The sequence below is a fragment of the Hahella ganghwensis DSM 17046 genome, assembly GCF_000376785.1.
Lineage (GTDB): Bacteria > Pseudomonadota > Gammaproteobacteria > Pseudomonadales > Oleiphilaceae > Hahella > Hahella ganghwensis.
This window is the reverse complement of sequence record NZ_AQXX01000119.1, coordinates 25,942-51,893: the sequence shown is the minus strand read 5'-3', so window position 1 is coordinate 51,893 and position 25,952 is coordinate 25,942. Positions and strand designations below refer to the sequence as shown.

The following is a 25,952-nucleotide window of genomic DNA, read 5'->3' as shown; positions in this document are numbered from 1 at the left end:
CCCGATAATGGTTTCGAATGAACGATTGTCATTATTTTACACCCACACTCGTTGGATTTATTGGATTACCTGATCAGCTCAGGAAATCTTACGGCCATATACCGGGAATCGACGGCAGATCTCTCCCACTTTTTCCCGGACGGTAGCGATAACAGACTCGTTGTTGATGTCTTCAAGCACATCGCAGATCCAGTTCGCCAGCTCTTTCGCCTCAGTTTCTTTGAAGCCACGAGTGGTAATACACGGAGTACCGATTCTCAGACCGGAAGTCACAAAAGGCGACTGCGGATCATTCGGCACTGTATTCTTGTTCACCGTGATATGGGCTTTCTCCAGTGCAGCGTCTGCATCTTTTCCGGTAATCCCCTTATCGATCAGGTCCACCAGGAATAGATGATCATCAGTTCCACCACTGACGATTTTGTAGCCACGGGTAATCATGGTCGTGGCCATGGCTTTGGCATTGGCAATCACCTGCTTCTGATAATCCTTGAATTCAGGCTCTAACGCTTCTTTGAAAGCAACCGCTTTGGCGGCAATCACATGCATCAGTGGACCACCCTGAATACCTGGGAAAATCAAGGATTGCAGCTTCTTCTCAATTTCAGGATTGGATTTCGCCAGTATCAATCCACCACGGGGCCCACGAAGGGTCTTGTGTGTGGTCGTCGTGGTGACGTCTGCAATCTGAACCGGGCTCGGGTAAAGACCTGCGGCAACCAGACCGGCGATATGCGCCATGTCCACCACCAGATAAGCACCGACACTGTCAGCAATGTCGCGGAAGCGTTGCCAGTCAATAATGCGGGAGTAGGCAGAAAATCCTGCGATTATCAGCTTGGGCTTATGCTCCTGAGCAAGCGCCTCAACCTGATCGTAGTCGATCTCACCGGTTTCAGGATTTAATCCATACTGAATGGCGTTATAGATCTTCCCGGAAAAGTTTGGCTTGGCACCGTGAGTCAAGTGCCCACCGTGGTCCAGGCTCATACCCAGAATCGTATCTCCTGGCTTGATCAGCGCCATGTAGACGCCCGCATTGGCTTGTGAGCCGGAATGTGGTTGAACATTCGCGTAATCTGCACCAAACAGTTCTTTGGCACGGTCGATCGCCAGTTGTTCGGCGACATCGACAAACTCACAACCGCCGTAGTAGCGCTTGCTTGGATAACCTTCGGCGTACTTGTTGGTTAGTTCGCTTCCCTGAGCTTCCATCACGCGTGGGCTGACGTAGTTTTCTGAAGCAATCAACTCGATATGCTCCTCCTGACGTTGCCGTTCAGACTGCATGGCCGCGGCCAGTTGGGGATCGAAATCCGCAATATTCATATCTTCATTAAACATGATGTAGCTCCTCTCGGATTCAGTGGAAACGCCTTCCGCCTGGGTCGATTCCCGCGATATTCAGGCACGGTGCTCCCTGCCGCGTTATCAGCAAGGGAGCACCGGTGTTTCCGGTTCGAATTTTTGTAAGAATTACCGGTCTGGTTACGACCTACCGGTGACTAACGAAAAGCAATCAGCTACTCGTAGTCACTCATTGAAGGACAGGAACAAACCAGGTTCCGGTCGCCATAGACATTGTCGATACGACCCACAGGACACCAGTATTTATCGGCGGGCAGGCTTGCCACCGGAAATACACCTTGTTCGCGGGTGTAAGGGCGATTCCACTCACCTACCAGATCACGGGTAGTGTGAGGTGCCATACGCAACGGACTGCTATCGATGCTGTACTCTCCACGCTCAACAGCACGGATTTCCTCGCGAATTGCAATCATCGCATCACAGAAACGGTCCAGTTCTTCTTTGGACTCACTCTCTGTTGGCTCAATCATTAAGGTTCCCGGAACCGGGAAAGACATGGTAGGAGCATGGAAACCAAAGTCGATCAAACGCTTGGCAATATCATCAACAGTGACGCCAACGCTGTCTTTGAAACCACGCATATCCACGATACATTCGTGAGCCACGTAACCGTTTGTACCGGTGTACAGTACCGGGTAATGCTCAGACAGGCGCTTGCTGACATAGTTCGCGCTCAGAATAGCAATCCGCGAAGCTTCCGCCAGGCCTTGCGGCCCCATCATACGCATATAGGTCCAGGAGATAGGCAGAATGCCTGCACTTCCATAAGGAGCCGCCGACACAGGATCGATACGTTCCTTGCTCTGAGAAACCAACAATGGGTGTCCTGGAAGGAATGGGGCCAGATGCTCAGCAACCGCCACCGGACCAACACCAGGACCACCGCCTCCATGAGGGATACAGAATGTCTTATGCAGGTTCAGGTGGGACACGTCGCCACCGAACTTACCAGGCTGACACAGGCCAACCATCGCGTTCAGGTTGGCGCCGTCAATGTATACCTGGCCACCATGGTGATGAATGATATCGCAGACTTCGCGAATACCTTCCTCAAATACTCCGTGAGTCGACGGATAGGTCACCATGATCGCAGCAAGATCTTCGCTGTGTTTTTCAGCTTTTTCCCGCAGATCGTTCAGGTCAACGTTGCCTTTGCTGTCACAAGCCACGACCACAACCTTCATTCCTACCATTTGGGCGGAGGCGGGGTTGGTTCCATGGGCAGAGCTTGGGATCAGGCAGACGTTCCGCTGACCTTCACCACGGCTGACGTGGTAGGCACGAATTGCCAACAACCCGGCATACTCACCCTGGGAGCCGGCATTCGGCTGCAATGAGCAGGCATCATAACCCGTCGCCTCACACAGCATATCTTCCAGGCTGGCGATCATATCCCGATAGCCTTCGGACTGGTCCAGTGGCACAAACGGGTGAATATCACAGAACTCTGGCCAGCTGACCGGCATCATTTCGGTGGTTGCATTCAGCTTCATGGTACAGGAGCCCAGCGGAATCATTGTGCGATCAAGCGCAAGGTCCTTGTCCGCCAGAGAGCGCAGGTAACGCAACATGGCTGTTTCTGAGTGATGCTGACTGAAAACAGGGTGCTCCAGATATGGCGAGGTGCGCTCCAGAGAAGCCGGAATGGCAGTAGCCACTGTATCCAGATTCAAGCCTTCGACTGTAGACTCACTCTGACCAAACACTTTCAGCAGAGTAACAACATCTTCCGCAGTTGTGGTCTCATCCAGAGAAATACCAAGACGATCATCTCCCACCCGGCGCAAGTTCATTTCCGCAGCCAGCGCAGCGTTATAAATTGCGTCGGTCTTGTCTCCGGTTGAGACAGTCAGAGTATCGAAGAAATGTTCAGGCATACCGTCAAAGCTAGCGGCTTGCAGACCTTGCTTCAGGCTGCATGCCAGGCGATGAATCCGCTGTGCAATTCGCTTCAGTCCTTCAGGGCCGTGATAACACGCGTACATGGATGCGATAACGGCAAGCAGCGCCTGTGCTGTACAAATGTTGGAGGTCGCATTCTGGCGACGGATGTGCTGTTCGCGAGTCTGCAATGCCAGACGGTAGGCGGATTCACCATTACTGTCGATAGAAACACCGACCAGACGGCCCGGCAACGAGCGACGGAATTGATCCTTGGTCGCCATATACGCGGCATGAGGTCCTCCGAAGAACAGAGGCACACCAAAGCGCTGACTGGACCCAACCGCCACATCAGCACCAAGCTCTCCCGGTGAAGTCAGCATTGTCAGAGCCAGAATATCGGCCGCCATAATGACCTGAACGGACTTATCGTGGCACTGCTTGATCAGATCCTTGTAGTCACGAACATCACCAAAGGTTCCGGGATATTGCAGAAGAACGGCAAAGCTATCATGTTGGGAAGCTTGTTCCGCCGGTGCCACAATGACATTAATGTCTAGTGGAGCCGCCCGACCTTTGACCACCTCAATGGTTTGAGGATGGCAGTCATCTGCCACAAAGAAGTTCAGACTTTTGTTCTTGGTGTTCATCCGACGGCAAAGTGCCATCGCTTCTGCTGCCGCTGTTGCCTCATCCAGCAGGGAGGCATTGGCGATTTCCATTCCTGTGAGGTCAGCAATCATGGTCTGGAAATTCAATAGAGCTTCCAGACGCCCCTGGGAAATCTCCGGCTGGTAAGGCGTGTATGCGGTATACCAGGCAGGGTTTTCAAGGATATTGCGCTGGATTACAGCAGGCGTGATTGTGCGATAGTAACCTGCACCAATAAAGCTCTTATATACTTTATTGCGGTCTGCATAGCCTTTCAGTTCTTCCAGAACTTTGTCTTCTGTAACAGCTGGTGCCAGGTTCAGGGGGTTAGGATTGCGAATAGTGGCAGGAACAGTGTTGTCGATCAGTGCATCAACACTATCAACCCCAAGGACTTCAAGCATTGCCTGAATATCATTGGCATTCGGCCCGATGTGCCGGGGCACGAACGCGTCGTTCTGCGCCAGTTCGGCGTAGGATGGGATTTTGCTCATAGCGATCAGCCTCCGATCAGTTCCTGATATTGCTCTTCGCTCAACAATCCTTCCAGCTCCGACACGTCTGACAATTCAATCTTGAACATCCAGCCTTCACCCATTGGGGATTCGTTGACCGACTCAGGGGCATCTGCCAATGCTTCATTCTGGGCAACAACTTTGCCGCTGACCGGAGATTTCACATCAGCGGCTGTCTTTACAGATTCAACGACACCGATTTCTTCACCGGCACCCACTTCACGGTCAATCTCTGGTAATTCAACGAATACCAGATCACCGAGCTGCTCCTGGGCATAATCGGTAATGCCGACAACGCCGACGTTATCGCTTTCCAGGGTTAGCCACTCGTGATCTTTGGTGTAGTAGGTGCGACTCATAGAAAAACTCCCAATTATGATGGCAAGACTTCGACAGTCAGATTGGTCGGTTATCCCAGCTTCTTACGTATAAACCGGGCCAGATAATTTGACCGCCATTTTAAAAAACTATTATTCAAACTTAGCAACGCAAGATACTCTTGCACTTTGGATTTGTTAAATTAATAGTTAAAATATAGCGATTTAAAAAGTTAATAGCCGCCATGAACTATATACCGACTGAACTACTGCACACTTTCATTGCCGTTGCGGAACAGGGTGGATTCACCCAGGCAGGCGATATTGTGGGCCGATCCCAACCTGCCGTAAGCCTTCAGATCAAGCGACTGGAGGAAATCACCGGCTCTGCATTGTTCAACCGCAGCAACAAAAGCCTGGAACTAACCCCCCAGGGAACCATGCTGTTGCAGTACGCCAGAGACATCATGTCGTTGAACAAGGAAGTCATGGTGAAACTTTCCGGACCCAAACTGGAAGGTTGTCTGCGCCTGGGAATACCAAACGAGTATGCAAGCTCCTTTTTACCCGAAGTCCTCGGGAAATTTGCCCAGGCTCACCCTAGCGTTGCACTGAAAGTGACCTGCGATCTTAGCGTTAATTTAATGGAACGGTTCCGCCAACGCTCTCTGGACCTGGTTTTCGCATTGAATACCAGTTTCGAACCAATTGCCGCCACTGAGGGCTGGTCTGAAAACCTGGTTTGGGTCACCAGCCCCAAACACACCTGCCATACCCGAAACCCTATCCCTCTGATCGTTGCTCCAGAAGGGTGCGTCTATCGACACCGCATTATCCAGACACTGAACCGCGCCGAAATCCCCTGGCGAATTGCCTACACCTGTGCAAGCTACAGCGGTATCAGGGCTGGCGTCCTTGCAGGACTTGGCGTCACGGCCCTGGGTGAAAGTATCGTCCCGGAAGGTTTAAGACAATTTAAATCCAGTGAACATCTGCCTGAGCTGTCAGCAGTACAGATGCGACTATTCTATAATCGCCAACACACACCCGAAGCCGTTTCTGGATTTATGCAGTTTATTGCGGAATCTGAACAGATGAGCGGAGATGTCATGCCTTTAATGGGGTCCTGAGCTTACCATGGAACATCTACTCTTCACTCGAGTACTGAAAAGCCAACCCGGGAGATTGCGATATATCCCAACTTCTGTAGATGTTCGCCAAAGTTCCATCTTGCAACATCTCGCGAAGTGCAGCATTAAAACGACTAACAATAGTACGATGCTCAGAGTTCCGGCGACTCACCGCCATATGCAAAGGCATTCGAGACAATGCCGGCTCACTGAACACCAACTTACCCCGCAGCCCAGGTTCCGTTTGTAACAGCGACTGAACAATCAGTCGATCCCCGACTCCGGCATCCAGACGACCCACTGATACCATTCGCAAAATGTTGATCAATTCATTCAACTCAACCTTTTGCAGGAAATCCGCCTTGTCGAATTCGCTGCCATAACGGGCGTTTTGCCTGACTCCAATACTAATACCCTGCAATGACTGAAGGCTTGCCGTGGTTATCAGACGCTCACGCTGGCGGAACAAATAGATTTCATTGACATAATAGGGTTTGGAATAATGAAACAGCTCAGCCCGATCAGCACTAAACCACAACCCCACCAAGGCGTCGATATCCCCGCGACCAGCTTCTGCCAACACTCTCGGCCAAGGCTTTATCACCACCTTTGTCGGATAACCCGCACGCTCAAGACAGGTAACCACTATTTCTGTCGCTACCCCCTTTCTGGGATGCTCCGGATCAAGAAACGGAGTCCAGGGAGGTCCCGCAATCAGTAAATCACGGGCCAACAGCTCCGGCGGTATCAGCAGAACAATGACAAACAGAAGCAACCTTGCCAATCGCACCTCCCTTAATTAGTCAGCGCCAAATCATAAACATCCAGACAATAGATGAATTTCCAAGACCATCAGCGCAACATCCATCAGTATAGACCCCACTGCCTCGAACTTCAGGATCACCCTACTGCTTGCTCGTCAACCCATCAATAGTAAAATTGTATAAAATTTAAACAATCGATAGCTTTATATTTGACGGCGCCCAACAGAAAAGGTCGCTTACTTTAACAGACCTCATATGGCTCACCACCGAACTGGACCATATACCCTGGTTTAATTGGCGCACTCACTACAGGATCAGAATGCGGCCTAAACTCAGAGGACTAAAACAAGGGAGGAGCACTTGATGAAAACCCCCTTAACCATCATAACCGGCATCTTACTTACTCTCAGCTCACTGACATTTGCTGAGCAGAATTCAAATATCGCTATCAATGGCCGCTGGCTGACCCTGACCGAAGCCTATACCCTGCAACAACGCTTCGGGACAAATATTGCACCCGGACAATATCTTGTCGATGAAAACACCGGCTGCTGGTATAACCAGTCCACTGGCACCAGTGGGTGCATCAGCGACAACAACGTGGCCTACAACACCACACGTGGTGGCGGCTCTTACGACAATCACGGCAACTGGAATCATTACGACAGAAACAGCCGCTGGGGTGTTGGTGGAACCGGTGACGGCTGCATCTATACTCCCGAATGGTCAAACTGCTGACCTCCCGCTCAGTATCGCCAAAGAGGCTCGGAAGACCACCAAACTTCCGAGCCTCACTCACAGAATAAATACCCCCCCCTGCCCGCATATCAATCTGCCACTCTTGGCCTAAACGAATGGTCGATACCGCTCTTAAGAAAAAGCGATTAACTTGACCCCTTCTAATTTTCCGCCCAAAGCAACAATCGCCCAAAAGAAACCACTGCCAGCTATCCTTCTATAGGCACGACCAGTACTAGTCAGTGTTAGCGAAGCGGAAATTGGAAGCATAAGATCTATTACATGTAATAATAAGAGATATTACATGTAATCTATTGACACCCTCAAACTCCTGATGCATAGTCACCTCATGAGCAAAAAAACTTCCGCACACTATCAGCGCGAATTTCGCCGTCGCATGCGCGAACAAGGCCTGATCAAAAAAGAGATCTGGATACTTCCGGAGAACGCTAAAAAACTGACAGCCATTGAAAGACTGCTACGTCAGACAGGCGATTTTTCCAACCAGATTAAGTTATTAAGCGAAGGAGAAGTGATTATGGAGAACATCACACTTTGGACTACCCAGAGCCTGTTCAAGGCACTTTCCAGTGAAGAAATCATCACCTCAGGGAGAGCCAGCATCGAGCTGATTGAGGGAGCAGAACCTTCTCTGATGATATTGATGAAAGAATACGGCGATCTGCCGGTCTTCGTCACAGTAGCGGGCGAACAAATCATCGCAGAATCCGTTCTGTGGCCTCTTTCCGAGGTGACTGATGTAGCCGGTTTTAACGAAGCCGTACTCAGAACCCACAAGTATTTCCCGCTTTCCACTATCAGTCTCGACAAAGTGGAAGATGACGAAGATTACTACCACATGTTTGGCGCACTGAGTTCTACATCCATCCTGCCAAACATCGTATTCGAAATTGAAGTATTAGCATCCAATGTTATCCAGGCAACAGAAGCCTACAACGAATACCTTTCTGTTGCCGTCACCGAGGAGGTTTAAGTCATGAACGTTTGGGCCAAGATGATGACCGCACTTAAAGGCGGTGTGAATGAAGCCGGTGAAGCCATCGTAGACAGTCAGGCTTTACGTATCCTGGATCAGGAAGTCCGTGATGCCTCAGAAGAACTCAAGCATTCAAAGGAAGGCCTGGTTTCCATAATCGCCCAGCAAAAAGTGGCTGAAGAAAAATGCTCCAAACTCAAAGAGCAAATCAAGGAATACGAGGGCTACGCTGTCCAGGCGCTCAGTAAAGAAGACGAAACCCTAGCTCTGGAAATTGCCGAGAAAATTGCAGCCTACGAGAATCAGTTGCAGACCGAAGAAGGCAGTGCTGCCGGATTCAAGGAAAATGCAAACAAGCTTCGCGCATCTATTCAACAAGCGGAAGCCAATATCAAGAGACTTAAACAACAGGTTGATACAGTCAAAGCGACAGAGAGTGTTCAAAGAGCCCAAAAGGCTGTTGCAGCCAGATATTCCGGCTCCAATTCCAAATTGAGAACGGCCATGGACTCTCTGGAACGCATCAAGGAGAAACAGGCACATAACGCGGCCAAGATGTCCGCCGCCGAGGAGCTGTCCCAGGAAACAGCTGAAGATGACTTAAAAACCAAACTGGAAAAGGCCGGCATTGTCAGCGACAGCCATAGTGCAAATGACGTACTGGCCCGTCTGAAAAAGAAATCAGGCAAGTAACCTGAAATAACTTGTAGTAACAGGAGATCAAATATGGCCGAGAGCCGTGACTATCTGGAAATGTCGTTTCGTTCAATAAATTGCTTTTCCAATGACGGAAAACTGGATGCAAACGAATTAGGAGCTATCTTTGATATTGCCAAGCGGGACGGCATTGTTGATCCAAACGAGATCCGGGTTTTGCGCAACATCATTTCAAAAATCAATCCGAGCGAACTTGATGCTGCGATGCTCGATAAACTTAGCGAAATCAAAAAAGAGATTGGTGTATAAGCACCGAAACAAGTATTCCCTGGAGCAAACCGCTCCAGGGACACTGCAAGGGAATTTCTGAAAAACGTTGGTAACACCGATATTTTTTCAGAAGCTCCCAAGCCCTGTAACTGGCAATCTGGACCACATCCAATGGATTGGGACAACAGACTTCGTAGAGGAGACAATGAGTGTTTGCCATCTTGCTCAGCGATAAAATGGATCCGTTCTATCAGAACATCAGTTCCTTCCCAACGGTTATCTTCACGTTTTTTCTGGCATTGTGCGTATTGTACTGGCTTATCGCTGTCCTTGGTTTTATCGACCTGGACATACTGGATTTTGACATTCCAGATCCCGACGGAGATTTGGGAGTCAACGAAACAAAATTTACCGGGCCGGACGTACTGGCAGGACTGATGCTGAAATTTGGTCTGTATGGGGTGCCTGTCACGATTATCGTTTCATTCCTGTCGTTATTTGGATGGCTTATCAGCTATTTTGTGGTGCACTTCCTGTTCGGACTGATCCCCGACGGATTTCTGCATTATCTCGCAGGAATTCCAGTTCTCTTCGGTTCTCTGTACATTGCAGCATTGATAACCGGCAGAGTCATTCGCCCTATACGCAAGTTCTTTATAAGTGCAACCCAAAACACGATAAAACATGTTCTGGGCCAAACAGCCATAGTCAGAACCTCCAGAGTGGACAACCACTTCGGCGAAGTAATGCTGGACGATGGCGGAGCAGGACTGATTTTCAAGGTTAGGTCCACGGGTAAAGACAAGTTCAAAAAAGGTGATCGGGTAGTGTTGCTGGAGTATTTACCTGAACAACATGTTTACCGGATCATCTCCGAAGAAGAGTTCAAAGGACAATAAGATCCTGACGCGAACAACACCATCAACGACCAATTTACCAAAAAGACATCCGTCTTCTTAAAGGAGTAAAAATCATGGGCATCGCAGATTTATCGGTGTTAATGCCAGTAGTCACATTTCTTGTCATTGCGGTTATCGCAATCTTGGGGATAGCAGGACTATTCAAAGCTTTCTACCACAAAGTCGAACAGGGCACGGCGCTTATTGTCAACGACATGAGCAGCACACCCAAAGTCAAATTTACCGGCGGATTGGTGTATCCGGTCATTCACAAAAAGGAATTGATGAAAATTTCATTGATTACCCTGGAAGTGGATCGCCGGGCAAAAGAAGGCCTGATCTGTAAAGACAACATGCGGGCCGATATTACCGTTGCATTCTATCTTCGCGTTAATGAAACTGCAGAAGACGTGCTAAGAGTAGCCAAAACAGTCGGAGCGACCAGAGCCTCAGATCGTGATGCCGTGCATGAATTGTTCGCAGCCAAATTCTCGGAAGCCCTAAAGACTGTTGGTAAACAGATTGAATTCGTTCAGCTGTTCGAAAACCGTATTCAGTTCCGCGAGAAAATCATTGAGGTGATCGGTGATGACCTGAGTGGTTATGTACTGGAAGACGTGGCCATTGATTATCTGGAGCAGACACCAAAGTCAGCCCTGGATCCCCACAATATTCTTGATTCCGAGGGGATCAAGAAAATCACAGAACTAACCGCCACACAAAACGTTCGTACGAATGTGCTGGAGCGGGACGAAGAGCTGGCGATCAAGAAGAAAAACGTAGAAACCGTTGAGGCCATGCTGGAGCTTGACCGTCAACAGGCGGATGCGGAAGCACGGCAGGAGCGCGAGATTGCCACTATCCGGGCTCGCGAAGAAGCGGAAACCAAGAAAGTCCAGGAAGAAGAACGCAAGAAAGCAGAAGCCACGACTATTATGGTGGAGCAGGATCTTGCCGTTCAGCGTGAAAATCAGCAACGTGAAGTGGAAGTTGCCTCACAGAACAGACTGCGCGCCGTTGCCATTGAAGAAGAAAAAGTTATACGTGCCCGGGATCTGGAAATTGTCTCTCGTGAGCGTGAAGTAGAAATCCAGAAAATTGAGGCCGAAAAAGCGGTTGAAGTTGAGAAGAAAGAAATCGCTAACGTTATTCGTGAGAGGGTTGCCGTGGATAAAACGGTTGCCATTGAGGAAGAACGTATTAAAGAGGTTCGTGAAGTTTCCGAAGCTGATCGCTTGAAGCAGGTTCAGGTATTGGCTGCAGAAGCACAGGCTGAAGAAGACAAAGTCAAGCTAGTAAAAGCAGCCGAAGCACAAGAGCAGTCGGCGAAGTTCAAAGCACTTGAAATCACCACCATGGCACAGGCTGAACTGGAAGCTGCCGCTAAAGACGCGGACGGCAAGAAGAAACTGGCCGAAGGTACTCAGGCAGAGGAAGCTGCGCACGGTCTTGCGCAAGCCAAGGTTCAGGAAGCCAAGGCAGATGCCATGGAGAAAGAAGGTCTGGCCGAAGCCAAGGTTATCGCAGCCAAGGGCGAAGCCAACGCCAAAGCTCAACGCGATGCTGGCTTGGTGGATGCAGAAGTTATCAGTGCCAAAGGGGCTGCAGAAGCCAAAGCCCAGAAAGATGTGGGTATGGCAGAAGCAGAAGTTGTTCGCGAGAAATTCAAAGCCGAAGCAGACGGTCTGGTGGACAAATTCCAGGCAATGGGCAGCATGAGCGACAAGGCTCGCGACCACGAAGAATTCCGCATGACTCTGGAAACTGCCTTCAAAGAAGCATTGGCCTCGATTGAAGCAGGTAAAGAGATCGCGCGCGAAAATGCTGATGTCCTCGGCAAGGCTCTTGAAAAAGCCCATATCGACATCGTGGGTGGCGAAGAGCACTTCTTCGATACTTTCGCCAAGTCTCTGTCCCTCGGTAAAGCCGTGGATGGCCTGGCCTCCAAGAGCGGTACGGTAAGCGCCCTGCTTGACAAGTTCCTGCAAGCAAAAACGGCGGATATCACCAAGCCGGATGATGCAACTCTGAACTGATAGAGATTGCATCTATATACAGAGGCGGGCTCTGTCCGCCTCGATCATTCAGCCCCGCTTGGTCAGACATGATCAATGTCCTTTGCGGGAGCAGCCTGATCACACCGCCCTTGTTTCAGCGTTTTGCAATGCATGCTGATTAACGAGACAGACGGTTGGACGTATCAACAGGACTAGGAAACAAGTTATGGCACAGCAGGATCAAACCAAAGCTACCGACCTGACAGAATCGGCCGTGGCCGAAGGCGGTGCTTACGAAGTCATCAGAAAACGTTTGATCGATCAGGGAAAACAGCTTGAAAACCAGGCGAAAACCCTAAACGAAGCACGCCTTGAAGAATTTGGCACTTCAGAAATGAACGTGGCAGCCCGAGTTCGGGTACGCACCGAGAATAACTGTATCCCACGGGATTTGGTTCAAGTGGGAGAGGTGCTCCTTTTCGGTTTCAATGTCTATATTGGCCTGAAAAAGGAAACCAAAGTCGAGGATGTTTTTGCCCTCTTCCGGCTTGAGGGTGACGGTGCAGACCAGACAATGGAAGAGGTGTCGCTTGCAGGCACTTTTCTGGCTGAGCGCAGCTTTGTTAACGATTTTGATGAACTTTATCGTTATTACAAACACACCCGACTGGTTGAACTCACAGTCAAAGACGGCAAACTGCTGGCCGGCTTCCAGATTGGTGAACGCCTTGAAGATATCCGTGTATTCCGCTGGTCTGTCTCACCTGACGGCAAACAAGTCAAATACATAGACAATCGCGGGGAGCGCGATATTCAGCTTCCCCCCGCCTTCGATTTCGAGTGGACAGCCACCGTTCGGGACGACACCGTCCATGGTCGCCATCCACACATCAATATTTTAGACAAAGTTTTCGTTGAGACCATCAATGGTGACCTCACCATCAAGGTGGAAAACAATACTGATGACGGTCTCGGTATTTATCGCGAAGACGTTGAAGATGAAACTCAGTCCATTGACGACGCCAGTATTTTCTATGCTCAGGTCGGAGATCTGATTCTGTTGAAAATACGCCCCTATCGGGAAGAGCTCTGGCGTTATCTGATATTCAATACGCTAACCCAGGATGTCATGCGCATCGATGCCATTGGACAATCCTGCGTTCAATTGCCAGAAGATCACGGAATTATTTTCCCCGGCGGCTACTACCTCCAGACCGGGGAATACAAGACCTTTGACGGTGAAGTTAAAGGCCTCAAGTTTAAACGTCAGATGAGATCCCCTAATGGTGAAGACGTTTTCTACTGCTTTTACCAACCGGAAGACGGCATAGTCTGTCTGCTGGCCTACAATCTGATCGATAAAGCGATTCAGAATCCGATCTACGGCCATGGTTACGCACTGGGTGATGACGGCACACTGGTAATCTTCACTGCCGAAGAAGAACCGACTCGGGTACATCCCATGCAGATCTGGCAAACCCCTTTTGTCAGTGAAGAGTTCGCCAGCAAGATACCGCCATCCCAGACCTTTTACGGCAGAATAGGAAATTCGGAGCTTGTCCGAGGTGTATCGGATCTCTTCAGCCTCGTCCGTATCATTAAAAACCAGTCTGTTTCGGCCAGGTTGTATGAAGAACTGGCCGTCAGTGCCAATAAGTTCTTTGATCATCACTTCTGGATAGATGAAGAGGAAGTGGCCACGATTGCTGGCCTTCTGAAAGAAATCTCTGCAACCGCAGAACTAGTCATCGATGAATTTGAAAAAGTTCAGTCCATTCGCCAGCAATCCGCCAAAACCATGGCCAAAGCGGAAGAAGAGCAAAAGGCCATTCTTCTGTCCATACGCCCGGAGAACTGGGAATCGGCGGAGGATTATGTTGCCGCTCTGGACAAGATCAGGCACCAGCGCGGGCATCTCACCACCATTAAAGAATTACGTTACATCGACACGGCACGTATTGATGTACTGGATGCAGAGCTGGTTAAAACCCAAGAAAGTCTGAGCGAGCGCACCGTCGAGTTTCTTCAGGGCGAAGATGCATTCAAACCTTATCTTGAGCGGATTGATCAGCTCAATGGAGAGGTAGAAGAATCAACCACAATGGCCGCATTGTCGCCATTAATCGAAACATTTACCTCCATGGCCTCAGGCCTCGACTTGTTGTCGGAGTTGATGGCCACGCTCAAAGTCGCGGACGCCAACATTCGCACTCAAATTGTCGATTCCATCTCGGATATCTACTCGCGGCTGAATCAAAGCAAGGCCAAAGCAGCCAATAAAGGCAAAAATCTGGGCTCAGAAGAGGCTGTCGCCCAGTTCGGGGCACAGTTCAAGCTGTTTACCCAAAGCATCACCAACGCTCTCAGTATGTCCACTACACCGGAACGTTGCGATGAACAGCTATCCCGCCTCCTGATTCAGCTTGAGGAACTGGAAAGTCAGTTCAGCGACTTTGATCAGTTTCTGGCAGACATCATGGAGAAGCGGGAAGAAGTCTACGAGACTTTCGAATCCCACAAACAACAACTGCTGGATGAGCGCCAGCGTAAAGCTCAGACCGTCCTGGACGGTGCCAACAGAATCCTGGCAAGCATTGAACGGCGAGCCATGAAATTCAATGAGGCAGATGAACTTAATACTTTCTTTGCCTCCGACGCTCTGGTGCAGAAGGTTCGCGAATCTGTAGAAAAATTACGGGAGCTGGACAGCAACGTAAAAGCAGATGACGTGGAATCACGCCTGAAGTCCGTTCGTGAACAGGCCACCAGATCTCTGCGGGACAAAACGGATATTTATGAGGCAGGCGGTAACGTCATCAAACTGGGGCCAAGACACAAATTCAGTGTCAACACCCAGGAACTGGATCTGACCATTCTTCCCAGAGAAGACCGCCTGAGCATACATCTCACCGGCACCAATTTCTTCGAGACCATTGAGCGGCCCGAACTACTGGAGCTGAAACCCTACTGGAGCATGTCTCTGGAGTCAGAAACCAGTGAGGTTTACCGTTCAGAGTATCTTGCCATGCTGATCATTCAGGCCGCTGAGTCCGGCAAAGATGAGTTCAATATGGACACTCTGAATCAGGCCATTTTGGATGATGATCAACTTTTGAAGATCATTCGATCCTTCTCTGCCCCCCGGTATAAGGAAGGCTACCAGAAAGGGGTTCATGATCATGATACCGCGCTCATTCTGAAACAATTACTGCCGGCCATGGAAAGTGCAGACCTGCTGCTTTTCAACCCTAGATCACGCGCATTGGCTCAAATTTTCTGGGCTAACCTGATCAAACCACTGGGCACACAATCCGCCCTTCCCGGCCGCAGTCAGATAGAAGAACTCTCCGGCACGGCAGCAACATGGCAGCAGCGGGCACAGTCAGCGTGGATGCTTAAAAATACCTTTGCCGACTCGCGCGCAATCAGGCACCTGGAAACGGAAGTGCAGTCTCATCTGAAACAGTTCCTGGAACGCTATCCCATGCCCTTTTCAACACTCGAACAACAACAGGCAGCTGCCTACCTTGTTGCCGAAGTGGGACGTGACCGACTGGAATTTATTTGCAGCAAATATGCTGAAGAACTATCAGAAGAGTTCAAACGCTCCCTTGATGAAGAGAGCTGGCGCACCTATCAGACGGCACAAGAGCAGTTGCACGGTCAGGTGGACGAACGTTGGAAGCTCGGAGAGGCCTGGTTGTCAGCCATGGTTGAGAGGAAGAAGCTGCAACAGTTTGAACATTATATTCCCGAAGCCGTAGCTCTGATGAATGCAGGCCAGAGAATTGAGCGGCGGGTCAGCCAGACGGATCTGGAACTTGAAGTCACCGATCTGCTGGGCGACCATCCCAATATGGACCAGCAGACCCTGCATTTTTCACTGGATAGCTTCATGCTACGCCTGCAGCGACACCAGCAAGAAGTGGTTCCTGGCTATCATGAGTATCTCAAGTTACGCCAGAACATCATCGAAGAGGAGCGCGAAGCTCTGAGACTGGAGGAGTTCAAACCTCGCCCGCTCAGCTCATTTGTGCGAAACCGACTGATTAACGAATCCTATTTGCCGATTATCGGGGACAATCTCGCGAAGCAAATGGGAACCGTCGGGGAGAGCAAAAGGACGGACCTGATGGGTCTTCTGATGATGATCTCACCTCCTGGTTACGGTAAAACCACATTGATGGAATATGTGGCCAACCGGCTTGGTCTGATTTTCATGAAGATCAACTGTCCTTCTCTGGGACATGATGTGCTCTCTCTCGACCCCGCACAGGCTCCCAACGCCACAGCAAGACAGGAACTGGAAAAACTCAACCTGTCGCTGGAGATGGGTAACAACGTAATGCTGTATCTGGATGATATCCAGCATACGCATCCGGAGTTCCTCCAGAAATTTATCTCTTTGTGTGATGGCACACGTCGAATCGAAGGGGTATGGAAAGGTAAAACCAAAACCTACGACATGCGCGGCCGTAAGTTCTGTGTTGTCATGGCAGGTAACCCTTATACCGAGTCAGGTGAAGCCTTTAAAGTTCCAGACATGCTCGCCAACCGGGCAGACATATACAATCTGGGTGACATCCTGGGCGGCATGGATGAGCAGTTCAGCCTCAGCTATATCGAAAACAGTCTGACCTCCAACTCTGTACTGGCACCTTTGGCCACCCGCGAGATGGACGATGTTTATAAGATCATTAACATGGCAAAAGGTGAGCCGATTGCAGCAACGGATCTTAAGCATCAGTACAGCGGTGCCGAACTGAATGAAATGAAATCCGTACTGGAGAAATTGTTTGTCATCCAGGATGTCATTCTGAAGATCAACCAGCAGTATATTGCCTCTGCGGCCCAGGACGATCGCTACCGGAACGAACCTTCGTTCAAGCTACAGGGAAGCTATCGGAACATGAACAAAATGGCAGAAAAGGTTTCCTCTGTCATGAATGATGATGAGCTGATGCAGCTGATTTCCGATCATTATCTCGGCGAAGCACAGCTATTGACCACCGGGGCTGAGGAAAACCTCCTCAAGCTGGCAGAACTGCGGGGTAACATGACGCAGGAAGAGCAACAAAGATGGGAGCAGATCAAGAAGGATTTCCTGCGCAATAAAGCCATGGGGGGCAGTGATGCGGATGTTGGTGGACGGGTTGTCGCACAGCTGACAGACCTGGTCGAAGGTATTCAGCATCTGAACCAAAGCGTTACCGATAACCGCTCAGTCACAGCCGAGCTTGAACAGCAGCGCGAGCAGGAAAAGCGGCAGTCAGTTCAGCAGTTCCAAAGCGGATTACTGGAGTCACTCAGTAGTCTTGGGCAAACCATTTCCAAAAGCACTCCAAGACTCAAAGTCGAGCCCAAGGTCGAAGTCACCAGCCCACCGGTTCCGGGATTGGAAAACATTCTCAGGGTACTGGCTGACACCTGGCAGAACAGTCTGTATCCCCTGGTCCACAGCATGGACAAAAAGATTGATATCGATCTGAAAACCCAGGAAAAGATGCACGATATTTCCAGGCAACTCAGGGAACTTGAAGAAGAAATCAAACGCTCCAGAAAACCTGGCTGACCATTAAGATAGATATGTATCACATTAGACAGACCAGCCCATGAACACATTATGGTCACGAACCAAAATTATCATGTGGCTGGCCATCATCATGATTGTTGTGCACTTTGCCAATATCATGTTGAACTTCCAGCTATTACGATATGGCATCAGACCGCATGTGGTTGAAAGTTTACCGGGGATATTTGCAGCCCCCTTTCTCCACGGTGGCCTGGACCATTTGTTCAACAACCTTATAGGCTTTGCCATTTTCAGTTGGCTCTGCCTGCTTCGCTCACTAAAGCTTTACCTTTGGAGCAGTCTGTTTATCATTACCTGCAGCGGACTGTTGGTATGGCTGTTTGGCCGCCCATCAATTCATATTGGCGCCAGCGGATGGATCTTTGGATTATGGAGTTTGAGTATTGCTCTGGCCTGGTTCAATCGTAGCGCCCTCAACATTTTTATAGCCTTAGTTGTGGTCTTTCTGTACGGCGGAATGATCTATGGCGTGCTCCCCAGCGACCCCAGAGTGTCTTTCGAAGCTCATCTGTTTGGGGCTCTTTCAGGTATCGGCGCCGCCTGGCTCAGCACCATCTTCAGAAAAGAACCCAAATAATAACAGGAGAACATCATGCACTGCCCTCAATGCACAGGATACACCCTGGAACCCAAATTACTGGATGAAAACCTGGTCGCCGCATCCTGCCCCAAGTGTGAAGGCGCACTACTTCCACTGCTCAACTATCGTCACTGGGTCAACCAGCGTGACGCTGATGTTGAGAAAGTCGATGTTGAAGTCATCTCTGAAGACGTCGAACATGCCAAAATGTGCCCGAAATGTTCACGTCTGATGACCAAATTCCGGATCGATCTGCGGACCCAGAACAAACTGGATCTGTGTACACATTGCGATGAAGCCTGGCTCGACAAGGGAGAGTGGAAACTGCCGAAGCAATTAGAGCTCGCAGGACAACTCCCCAAAATTTTCACCGAAGAATGGCAACGAGAGCTTCGCAGACAGCAGCAGATCAATCGCGTCAATCAACGCTACCAAAACACTCTAGGTGAAGAAGACTTCGAAAAAGTCCGCCTGTTCAAGGAATGGATGGAACAGCATGATAATACAGCTGAGATACGTCAGTACTTGTTGCTAAGCGTATAAAACCCGACGTTTACAGTAGACAAATACACCAGCGGAGCAATCTCACGGCTTCAGGGAGACATTATCTGGCCACCGGTTATCTTCGGTGTCTGTATAATACTCATGGAGCCCCAACTGACAAGCTGAGCTAGAATAAGTACGAGCACTTATGGCGGCTTAAATAAAATATGAGAGATAAAATAAGAGAAACCCTTAATTCGCTCGACTCGGCAAGCGAGCAACTAATAGCCGGAATAAACCGGAAGCTGGATAGTGTAAGTAAACACATCAACGGCCTCCAGCTCTTCGCTTCTCTCGAAAAAACGGACAGCTATGAGAAGCAATACGATGAAATGCATTACTTTGTTGTCCCATATAAGCTCTCTGCTGCAGGCTTTTCACTCCACACAACCCGATGCCTTCCTACTGACGCTCTGGAAGTTAACGATCTTCCAAAGCGTAGGGTTTTTCATCTCCCCAATGAACATTATGAAACGGCCTTGAAGAGCTATCTGATTGAAACAGCCAGGGAACTGTCAGAAACTCAAACTGCTGACACCCCACATAGCCTTGAAGAGCTCGCAGATTCAATTGACAATCTGGATCGCAAACTGACTTACGGCATGCTGCTGGTAGGGGGACTTACAGCTCTGGTAAATCCGCTGGCGGGGGCAGGAATAGCGGCAAAAGCCATGTTGCCGGGAATCGGTCCAACAATTGGTAAGTACGGGCTAAGGACGTTAGGCAGCAAGCTTTCCCAGCAACAAAAGAAGAAAGCCTTGATAGAAGCAGAGAAACATGTCCTGAAGCAATTTACCTCCGCAGATACGATCAAAGTCATCAACCCTATCTTACAGGAGCTTGAATTGGCTCTTCGCACCACTGAACAAGAGCACGATCCTTTGACGGACTTCAATCTCGCCACCGGATCTTTACCAGAATTGGACGGTGACAGGTGGAAAAGCCTGACCGAAAAAGCGGTACAGCACACCTACCAGGAACTTCTTCAACATCCAGACCTGCATACTAAAGCTTGCCTTGGGCCGGAAGATATTCGCTGGTTAAAAACAATGTTCAAAGAGCAATAACAGAGGCCAAGAAATACCCTACTGTTGCCAGTGCCAAGTCCGAGCATATCCTGAAATCAGACAGCCAGGTAAATTAACTTCTACGGCTGGCGTGTCTTTGATTGTGTTCAGCCTGCTTCTGCATAAACACCTTTATTTCTTCCTCACACCATTTTTTGGCATCCGCCTCAGTGGCAAATCCTTCCCGGCGCTTGGATACGACACTCTTGCTGTTAGAGACCTTTCTGACGATCTCGCCGGTCCAGCTCATCTCATCATGGACTATTCGATAATCGTATTTTTTGCTCTTGGTCATATTCAGGTTTCCGGATTGACGAGTTCAGAGGCCATTGTGCCTCGGCACACATAAATAAGGCGACTTTACCTGATAGATAAAGCCGCCGGAAGGATATACAGATTATCAGAGGTCTGCCAGAGTTTTTTCCTGTCTGTCACACCCGGAACTGGCCAACTTGCTGCTTCAGAGTTTCACCAACCAACCGAACATCCTGGCTGGATTCCAATACCCTCTTGGTCGAACTGGCAGCATCTTCTGTACAATGAACAATATTGGAAACGTTCTTGTTTATTTCTTCTGAGACCAGACTCTGCTCTTCAGATGCCGTTGCGATCTGAGAGCTCATATCATTTATGAGATTAATCGCATCCGCCACTTTCAACAGCATTTCGTCCGCTTCTCCAGCCTGTTCCAGAGAAGATTTGGTTTTATTCTGGCTTTGCTCCATAGCGTCGACTGCAGAAGTCGCTCCCTGCTGAAGTTTGGCAATCATCTCGTTGATTTCTTCAGTGGATTGCTGGGTTTTGCTTGCCAGCGCTCGCACCTCATCCGCCACTACCGCAAAGCCTCGGCCTTGTTCACCTGCACGGGCCGCCTCAATAGCCGCATTCAGCGCCAGCAGATTCGTCTGCTCTGCAATCCCCTGAATGACCGTCAGGACAGAGCCAATATTGACCGTTTCAGATTTGAGATTAGCGATTGAATCGGTGGTTTCTCCCATTGTATCGGCCAGTTCTGCCACCATTCGGAGAGTTCGCGTGACAACTTCCCGTCCTCTTTCCGATTCCTGCCTGGCTTCTTCTGCACTGGCTGAAGCCTTTTCAGCACTTTGCGCAATTTCACTGGCAGAGGCCGTCATCTCATTCATAGCACTGGCGACCTGATCTGTCTCACTCTGCTGGCGTTTGACACTTTCAGCACTGGATTCAGAAGCATTCCCCAATGTCTCAGCAGCACTGGAAAGCTGCGAAATAGATTCGCTGACATTGATCACAAGGGCCCGGATTTTGGCAATAAAAGTATTGAATTGCTCCGACAGATTGGCCAGCTCATCACTGCCTTGGACCTTGAGCTCTTTCGTCAGCTCTCCTTCACCGGAAGCAATATCACGCATCCTCTCCAGAGTTTCCCTCAGCGGTATGGAGATACTGCGCAAAACCACCACCATCACTGCAACCAGAACGATCAAGACACTGCCCATGGCCTTCACCAAATCCAGCGTCTGGGTATTGAGTTCCGCGATCACGTCATCAGTGTAAACACCGGTTCCGACCACCCATTGCCAAGGGGCAAAGCCTTTCACATAACTGGTTCTCGGCACAGGATCTTCATGGCCGGGTTTTGGCCAGTCATAACCGACATAACCTGCCCCGTCCTTTTTGACTACAGCGACAAAATCCCGGAAGAGTTGCACACCATTAGGGTCTTTCAGGCTGAATAGGTTTTTACCTTCCAGTTGAGGCTTAATTGGATGCATCAGCATGACGTGCTGATAGTCGTTGATCCATAAATACTCCTGACCGTCATAGCGAATTTTTCTAACGGCTTCCAAAGCCTGTTTCTTCGCCTCGGATTCTGTCAGGCTACCATCCTGGGACTTGCTGTAATAGTATTCAATAACACCAATGGAAGTATCTACTACGCTCCGGGTAGTATGCTGTTTACCTGCCATCAATGTATCGGCCGTGTTCAACCTGGCCATCCAGATCATCACCAGCATACTGATGATGACGAGGCCGAAAATCAGATTGAACCGGTTGGTAATACTTATTTTTCTGAAATAGTCCAACACAGGAGTTTACCACTCAAATGGGCCTAACCGGCCTTTTGCGCACCTTTGAAGGGGAAGGCCGCTAAGACGCTCCCTTGATTCAGCATAACGCCCAAATCAAACCCAAAAGGTGAATAATCCAAAAAGCCGATGTTCTGGTATCAGATAGCGTCCTAAGCTAAACGAGGACGCTTCAACTGAGAAGTAGGCCTATCTGGAAGAATGAATAATCAAGGACATAATGAGATGAAAAGAACAATTCTGGCAGCTTGTCTGACCGCCTTTACGACTATCAGTAATGCAGGAACTCTTAAGGGAGAACTGGACGGTATTTATCGTCCGATTATCGGCAATATCCTGACCAAGGAAGTGGGAGTCATCCAACCCGAACAACTTGGGCAGTTTGTTATTTATTTTGAAAGAGAAGGCTGGGCCGATTCATCGGAAGACGAACAGGAACGTGTTCGTCGGTACATGCTGGTCCATGGACTGGTACAGGGTAAAGTGGACCCTGCAACCTTTTTGGCGCAGCACGTACTAGTCAATTCAGATCGTACCGGCATCGTATATACTCAGAACGATTCGATCATCCCCACCAGCGGAGATATGTTCTGTAGTACTGGTCAGCCTATGAAGGCAATGGAAACCATCAACCCAGTCCAGGGTACCGGGGTTTATTCGCATCTGGAAGGCGGCGAACTCAAGCTTTCTGCTACGATCAACAACTGCCCGGGAACCGAAGGCTTCGGGAACAATAATATGACCGTTAAGACTTCCGGCTACATTAAGTTCGCATCCAAAGTTCAGTGAAAGCCTGAACTTCCCATCATTCGAGGGGCCAGCTCAAAATGATTGCTGGCCCCTTAGTACTAACTGTACTTCCTCGATACCATCATCCTCCCTGTCCAAAGGGAATGCCAGGTCCACATGCACCACACGAGTGACTCTGATCCTGCTGGAAGTCACCCGAATACCGAACCCAACGTCAGTCAATACTTTACCGTTAATGCCGTTACCCTGCCCCGGAAACCAGGCTCTTCCAGCGTCAAAAAAAACCACACCGGCGACATGAAATGTCTTAAGTGGATACCACTCCCAGAAGAAGCGCCGTTCTGCACTGAACAGAAAACTTTGAGTCCCTGCCTGATAGTTGGAAGGATACCCTCGGAGTCCATTATTTCCTCCGAGTAATAACTGGTTATCCAAGGTCAGGTTATGGACATACTTGTAAATAATCGAAGTAAACCATGCCCGGTCCCGTTCTTCGTTTAATTGGGTGAAATCTCCCGCCAAAGTCAGAACCAGGTTTTCAGAGGTTCCGTTATCAACATTCCAGTATCCTTCCTGCGATACCGCCAGTGAGCCTATACGGTAGGCGTCACCGTACCGATGGCGGCTTTCGAAACCAAAAACAATTTGATCAGAGGAAGCTCCCAACTCTTCATCCGACCATCCAAATTTGACATAGTGGCGCCAGCCGAGGGGGATGTCTTCCACTTGTTTAATCTGGCTGATATTGAACGCTTTGAGATACTCGTTATCCTGCCATTCATAGGCGATCCAGGGATACCTCAGTTGACGGTCTTCAGGAATAGGCCCCATTGTTTCAGGTATCTCACTGAATTCATGGGTCTCTGCCGACGCTCCAAGAAAAAGTCTCTGCTCCTGGCTCCCATCGAAGAACGTGGAAACACCAACAGAGATATTTAATTTATCAACCAGATGACGAAATTCATTAATGGTTTCATCGCGGAAGTAGAGTTCATCGCTGCGGATTTCATGAAACCCGGATAATTCGAAAGCCCAAGGTGCTCCTGCTCGATAGAAAGGATGAATCACACTCCCGCTCTGACGCTCCCCATCACTGCTGTCAGCCAATTGAAATCCTGCCTGCCAGCGGCTTCCAAACAGATTCGGGTCAAAATAATCCACATTGTATTCAACCCTGTCTTTTTCTGCTTCGCGATTAAATGACACCTCTTTGCCTGTGCCAAAAAAGTTCTTATCGCTTAATCCAATGATGGTTCGGTTGTCTCCACCTGACCGTGACAGCCCTATCGTCGGCAGCAAAGTCCAGAGATCTCTGGTCACTACGGCAAGATCAACCAGATTACCGCACACCTGAGTGGGCACAATTTGAGCATTATAAAGATAAGGACTGCGACGCAGATTACGTTCGGTTTCTTCGATCAGGTCTTTGCTATATTCGTCCCCTTTCTCGAAAAGCAGCTGTGATTCTATCGCCGACTCGATAGTAATGGGATGCAACGCATTGACGGTATGTTCATACCAACGCAGATTTTCCTCTTTGCCATAATCATGGTAAATATCCTGAGGATATATGCGGATGCTGCGTATCACAGCACCATCAGGTACCTGAAGAAGCTCAGCGACACGCCCCTCCAGGTCATCCAGGTCCAAATCGGCCGGGTTGGCTCTTATCGCAGTACAGCCTTCGTCAACCTGACTAAAAGACTCACCGGCAGAAACCTCCCCTGTTGCCGAAGACGACAGCAATGCTGCGTACATAAACATGAGACAGGGGATAAATTTCAGCGATAGCTTAAACTGCCCCACCTGTTTAAAAAGTGGTAGCGGTTTAAACAGGTAGATGCAAAGTTGGCAGACCTGATGACGTTTCATCTGACCTCATATTGGAACCCTATCTCGTTATGACCACAGCAGAGACAAAAACAATCGCTACACTAATAGTGTAGTCAGTCATAAGCGATAGAATACTTTTTGAGTATCAAATTTAATCTTGATACAGGCCGAAAATTAGCTACTCGCTATCATTTCAGCGACATCCAGACCTCAACCCTTGGATTCAGCGGAATCAGATTTTTCCGCATCATCGTCCGCCGATATCAGCAGATCAGCAGCCCCTTCGACAGTCTCAGGGTTAAACTCATCCATAAATATCTGCCAGAAGGCAAGAAACAGAGCAGCCAGAATAGGACCAATGACAAAACCATTCAGACCAAACAACCCAATACCGCCCAAGGTGGACAAGAGCACCATGAAATCGGGCATTTTTGTATCACGCCCAACCAATATGGGCCGTAAAACATTATCAACCAAACCGATAACAAAGATCCCAAACAGGATCAGAATCACGCCTGAAACATATTGCCCGCTAATCATCAGGTAGGCAGCGGCAGGCCCCCAAACCAATGCAGAACCGACGGCGGGAAGCAACGACAGAATCACCATGACCACGCCCCAAAGGACTGCTCCCGGCAATCCCAGGATGGCAAAAATAATTCCACCCAGAGTTCCCTGTACTGTTGCCACAACCAGGTTACCTTTCACTACAGCCCGAGAAACTTCTGCAAACTTGCTAAACAGATGGCGTTCGCGGGTGTCACCAAGTGGCAGAGCTCGGATCATCAATTGAATAAGCGAATTGCCATCACGGAGGAAAAAGAAAGTCAGGTACAGCATCAGCACAAAATTGATGAGGAAGTTCATGTACTCCTGCCCCACGCTGACAGCCTGGGAAGCAAATACTTTACTGGCGGCCAATGCAGCGGAGGAGAGGTGCTGATTGACGTTGCTCAAATCGATATCAAAACGTTCCGCCAGTTCCTGCAGCAATGGAACCGTCGCCTTGATTTTGTCGACCCACACCTGCACCTGTATATCTCCAGTCTTCATCCCCTGGTATAGATTCGCCAGTTCTACGCCCAACATTGCCACCACCAGTGTAATCGGGATAACCACAATCAACAGACTGGCCACCAGAGAAATCAGCGCACTGAGATTGGGCCCCTGCCCGAGCTTGCGAGTCATGAAGCGATGCAGCGGGCTAAATAGAATGACCAGGACAGCAGCCCAGAATATAGCGGAGAAAAACGGCATGATCATAATGCCGAAACCAATGGAAACGATAACCAGAAATATCAGAAATGAACCGTCTTCCAGCTTTCTAGACATA

20 protein-coding genes are annotated in these 25,952 nt (G+C 49.3%); 12 read left to right on the top strand and 8 right to left on the bottom strand.

The window, feature by feature from the left end:
* Positions 1-78: 78 nt before the first annotated feature.
* The 3 genes from glyA to gcvH all read right to left on the bottom strand — a co-directional run bounded on the left by glyA (position 79) and on the right by gcvH (position 4,774).
* Positions 79-1,344 carry a serine hydroxymethyltransferase gene (glyA, locus tag F566_RS0115440; protein ID WP_020407907.1) on the bottom strand — a complete coding sequence of 422 codons (1,266 nt, stop codon included), beginning with the start codon at positions 1,342-1,344 and terminating at the stop codon, positions 79-81.
* A 179-nt stretch (positions 1,345-1,523) separates the two neighbouring features.
* Positions 1,524-4,394 (bottom strand): aminomethyl-transferring glycine dehydrogenase, encoded by a 2,871-nt coding sequence (gcvP, locus tag F566_RS0115435; protein WP_020407906.1) that lies wholly within the window; start codon positions 4,392-4,394, stop codon positions 1,524-1,526.
* A gap of 5 nt (positions 4,395-4,399) precedes the next feature.
* A complete protein-coding gene (gene gcvH, locus F566_RS0115430) occupies positions 4,400-4,774 on the bottom strand; it encodes a glycine cleavage system protein GcvH (RefSeq protein ID WP_020407905.1) in 375 nt (124 codons plus the stop codon).
* Between the two features lie 203 nt (positions 4,775-4,977).
* On the opposite strand from gcvH, the gene F566_RS0115425 reads away from it, so the two are divergent.
* Positions 4,978-5,862 (top strand): LysR substrate-binding domain-containing protein, encoded by an 885-nt coding sequence (locus F566_RS0115425; RefSeq protein WP_020407904.1) that lies wholly within the window; start codon positions 4,978-4,980, stop codon positions 5,860-5,862.
* A gap of 16 nt (positions 5,863-5,878) precedes the next feature.
* Here the strand turns inward: F566_RS0115425 and F566_RS0115420 are convergent, their stop codons facing one another.
* Positions 5,879-6,646, bottom strand: a complete 768-nt coding sequence (locus tag F566_RS0115420; RefSeq protein WP_020407903.1) for a substrate-binding periplasmic protein — start codon at positions 6,644-6,646, stop codon at positions 5,879-5,881.
* Between the two features lie 343 nt (positions 6,647-6,989).
* Here F566_RS0115420 and F566_RS0115415 point away from each other — a divergent pair, with 343 nt between their 5' ends.
* The 10 genes from F566_RS0115415 to F566_RS37370 all read left to right on the top strand — a co-directional run bounded on the left by F566_RS0115415 (position 6,990) and on the right by F566_RS37370 (position 19,967).
* Positions 6,990-7,364, top strand: coding sequence for a hypothetical protein (locus F566_RS0115415; protein ID WP_020407902.1), 375 nt, complete (start codon positions 6,990-6,992; stop codon positions 7,362-7,364).
* 349 nt (positions 7,365-7,713) lie between these two features.
* Positions 7,714-8,358 (top strand): biofilm formation regulator BacA, encoded by a 645-nt coding sequence (bacA, locus tag F566_RS0115410; RefSeq protein WP_020407901.1) that lies wholly within the window; start codon positions 7,714-7,716, stop codon positions 8,356-8,358.
* A gap of 3 nt (positions 8,359-8,361) precedes the next feature.
* On the top strand, positions 8,362-9,054 hold the full coding sequence (locus F566_RS0115405) for a PspA/IM30 family protein (protein WP_020407900.1): 693 nt from the start codon (positions 8,362-8,364) through the stop codon (positions 9,052-9,054).
* Between the two features lie 33 nt (positions 9,055-9,087).
* Positions 9,088-9,327: a hypothetical protein gene (locus tag F566_RS0115400; protein ID WP_020407899.1), complete on the top strand. Its 240-nt coding sequence runs from the start codon at positions 9,088-9,090 to the stop codon at positions 9,325-9,327.
* A 170-nt stretch (positions 9,328-9,497) separates the two neighbouring features.
* Entirely contained in the window at positions 9,498-10,187 is a 690-nt protein-coding gene (locus tag F566_RS0115395; protein ID WP_020407898.1) for a hypothetical protein, read from the top strand.
* 74 nt (positions 10,188-10,261) lie between these two features.
* Positions 10,262-12,223: a hypothetical protein gene (locus F566_RS0115390; protein ID WP_020407897.1), complete on the top strand. Its 1,962-nt coding sequence runs from the start codon at positions 10,262-10,264 to the stop codon at positions 12,221-12,223.
* Positions 12,224-12,410: 187 nt separating this feature from the next.
* Positions 12,411-17,756 carry a DNA repair ATPase gene (locus F566_RS0115385; protein WP_020407896.1) on the top strand — a complete coding sequence of 1,782 codons (5,346 nt, stop codon included), beginning with the start codon at positions 12,411-12,413 and terminating at the stop codon, positions 17,754-17,756.
* 40 nt (positions 17,757-17,796) lie between these two features.
* Positions 17,797-18,354, top strand: a complete 558-nt coding sequence (locus F566_RS0115380; RefSeq protein ID WP_020407895.1) for a rhomboid family intramembrane serine protease — start codon at positions 17,797-17,799, stop codon at positions 18,352-18,354.
* A gap of 15 nt (positions 18,355-18,369) precedes the next feature.
* Complete coding sequence (locus F566_RS33045) at positions 18,370-18,900, top strand: TFIIB-type zinc ribbon-containing protein (RefSeq protein WP_020407894.1); 531 nt, start codon at positions 18,370-18,372, stop codon at positions 18,898-18,900.
* Positions 18,901-19,067: 167 nt separating this feature from the next.
* On the top strand, positions 19,068-19,967 hold the full coding sequence (locus tag F566_RS37370) for a nucleoside triphosphate pyrophosphohydrolase family protein (RefSeq protein WP_020407893.1): 900 nt from the start codon (positions 19,068-19,070) through the stop codon (positions 19,965-19,967).
* A 73-nt stretch (positions 19,968-20,040) separates the two neighbouring features.
* Here F566_RS37370 and F566_RS33040 read toward each other — a convergent pair whose 3' ends face one another.
* Complete coding sequence (locus F566_RS33040) at positions 20,041-20,262, bottom strand: DUF3622 domain-containing protein (protein WP_020407892.1); 222 nt, start codon at positions 20,260-20,262, stop codon at positions 20,041-20,043.
* Between the two features lie 136 nt (positions 20,263-20,398).
* A complete protein-coding gene (locus F566_RS0115360; RefSeq protein WP_020407891.1) occupies positions 20,399-22,036 on the bottom strand; it encodes a methyl-accepting chemotaxis protein in 1,638 nt (545 codons plus the stop codon).
* A 225-nt stretch (positions 22,037-22,261) separates the two neighbouring features.
* Here F566_RS0115360 and F566_RS0115355 point away from each other — a divergent pair, with 225 nt between their 5' ends.
* A complete protein-coding gene (locus tag F566_RS0115355) occupies positions 22,262-22,825 on the top strand; it encodes a hypothetical protein (protein ID WP_026180034.1) in 564 nt (187 codons plus the stop codon).
* Positions 22,826-22,858: 33 nt separating this feature from the next.
* On the opposite strand, the gene F566_RS0115350 is transcribed toward F566_RS0115355, so the two are convergent.
* Positions 22,859-24,658: a BamA/TamA family outer membrane protein gene (locus tag F566_RS0115350; RefSeq protein ID WP_020407889.1), complete on the bottom strand. Its 1,800-nt coding sequence runs from the start codon at positions 24,656-24,658 to the stop codon at positions 22,859-22,861.
* Positions 24,659-24,829: 171 nt separating this feature from the next.
* Complete coding sequence (locus F566_RS0115345) at positions 24,830-25,951, bottom strand: AI-2E family transporter (RefSeq protein WP_020407888.1); 1,122 nt, start codon at positions 25,949-25,951, stop codon at positions 24,830-24,832.
* Between the last annotated feature and the right edge of the window lies 1 nt (position 25,952).

Bases quoted from the DNA above. Each gene is read 5' to 3' on its own strand.
- bacA (WP_020407901.1), top strand. From the start codon at position 7,714: ATGAGCAAAAAAACTTCCGCACACTATCAGCGCGAATTTCGCCGTCGC.
- F566_RS33045 (WP_020407894.1), top strand. From the start codon at position 18,370: ATGCACTGCCCTCAATGCACAGGATACACCCTGGAACCCAAATTACTG.
- F566_RS37370 (WP_020407893.1), top strand. From the start codon at position 19,068: ATGAGAGATAAAATAAGAGAAACCCTTAATTCGCTCGACTCGGCAAGC.
- F566_RS33040 (WP_020407892.1), bottom strand. From the start codon at position 20,262: ATGACCAAGAGCAAAAAATACGATTATCGAATAGTCCATGATGAGATG.
- glyA (WP_020407907.1), bottom strand. From the start codon at position 1,344: ATGTTTAATGAAGATATGAATATTGCGGATTTCGATCCCCAACTGGCC.
- F566_RS0115400 (WP_020407899.1), top strand. From the start codon at position 9,088: ATGGCCGAGAGCCGTGACTATCTGGAAATGTCGTTTCGTTCAATAAAT.
- F566_RS0115405 (WP_020407900.1), top strand. From the start codon at position 8,362: ATGAACGTTTGGGCCAAGATGATGACCGCACTTAAAGGCGGTGTGAAT.
- gcvP (WP_020407906.1), bottom strand. From the start codon at position 4,394: ATGAGCAAAATCCCATCCTACGCCGAACTGGCGCAGAACGACGCGTTC.
- F566_RS0115390 (WP_020407897.1), top strand. From the start codon at position 10,262: ATGGGCATCGCAGATTTATCGGTGTTAATGCCAGTAGTCACATTTCTT.
- F566_RS0115355 (WP_026180034.1), top strand. From the start codon at position 22,262: ATGAAAAGAACAATTCTGGCAGCTTGTCTGACCGCCTTTACGACTATC.
- F566_RS0115345 (WP_020407888.1), bottom strand. From the start codon at position 25,951: ATGTCTAGAAAGCTGGAAGACGGTTCATTTCTGATATTTCTGGTTATC.
- F566_RS0115350 (WP_020407889.1), bottom strand. From the start codon at position 24,658: ATGAAACGTCATCAGGTCTGCCAACTTTGCATCTACCTGTTTAAACCG.
- F566_RS0115425 (WP_020407904.1), top strand. From the start codon at position 4,978: ATGAACTATATACCGACTGAACTACTGCACACTTTCATTGCCGTTGCG.
- gcvH (WP_020407905.1), bottom strand. From the start codon at position 4,774: ATGAGTCGCACCTACTACACCAAAGATCACGAGTGGCTAACCCTGGAA.
- F566_RS0115385 (WP_020407896.1), top strand. From the start codon at position 12,411: ATGGCACAGCAGGATCAAACCAAAGCTACCGACCTGACAGAATCGGCC.
- F566_RS0115380 (WP_020407895.1), top strand. From the start codon at position 17,797: ATGAACACATTATGGTCACGAACCAAAATTATCATGTGGCTGGCCATC.
- F566_RS0115415 (WP_020407902.1), top strand. From the start codon at position 6,990: ATGAAAACCCCCTTAACCATCATAACCGGCATCTTACTTACTCTCAGC.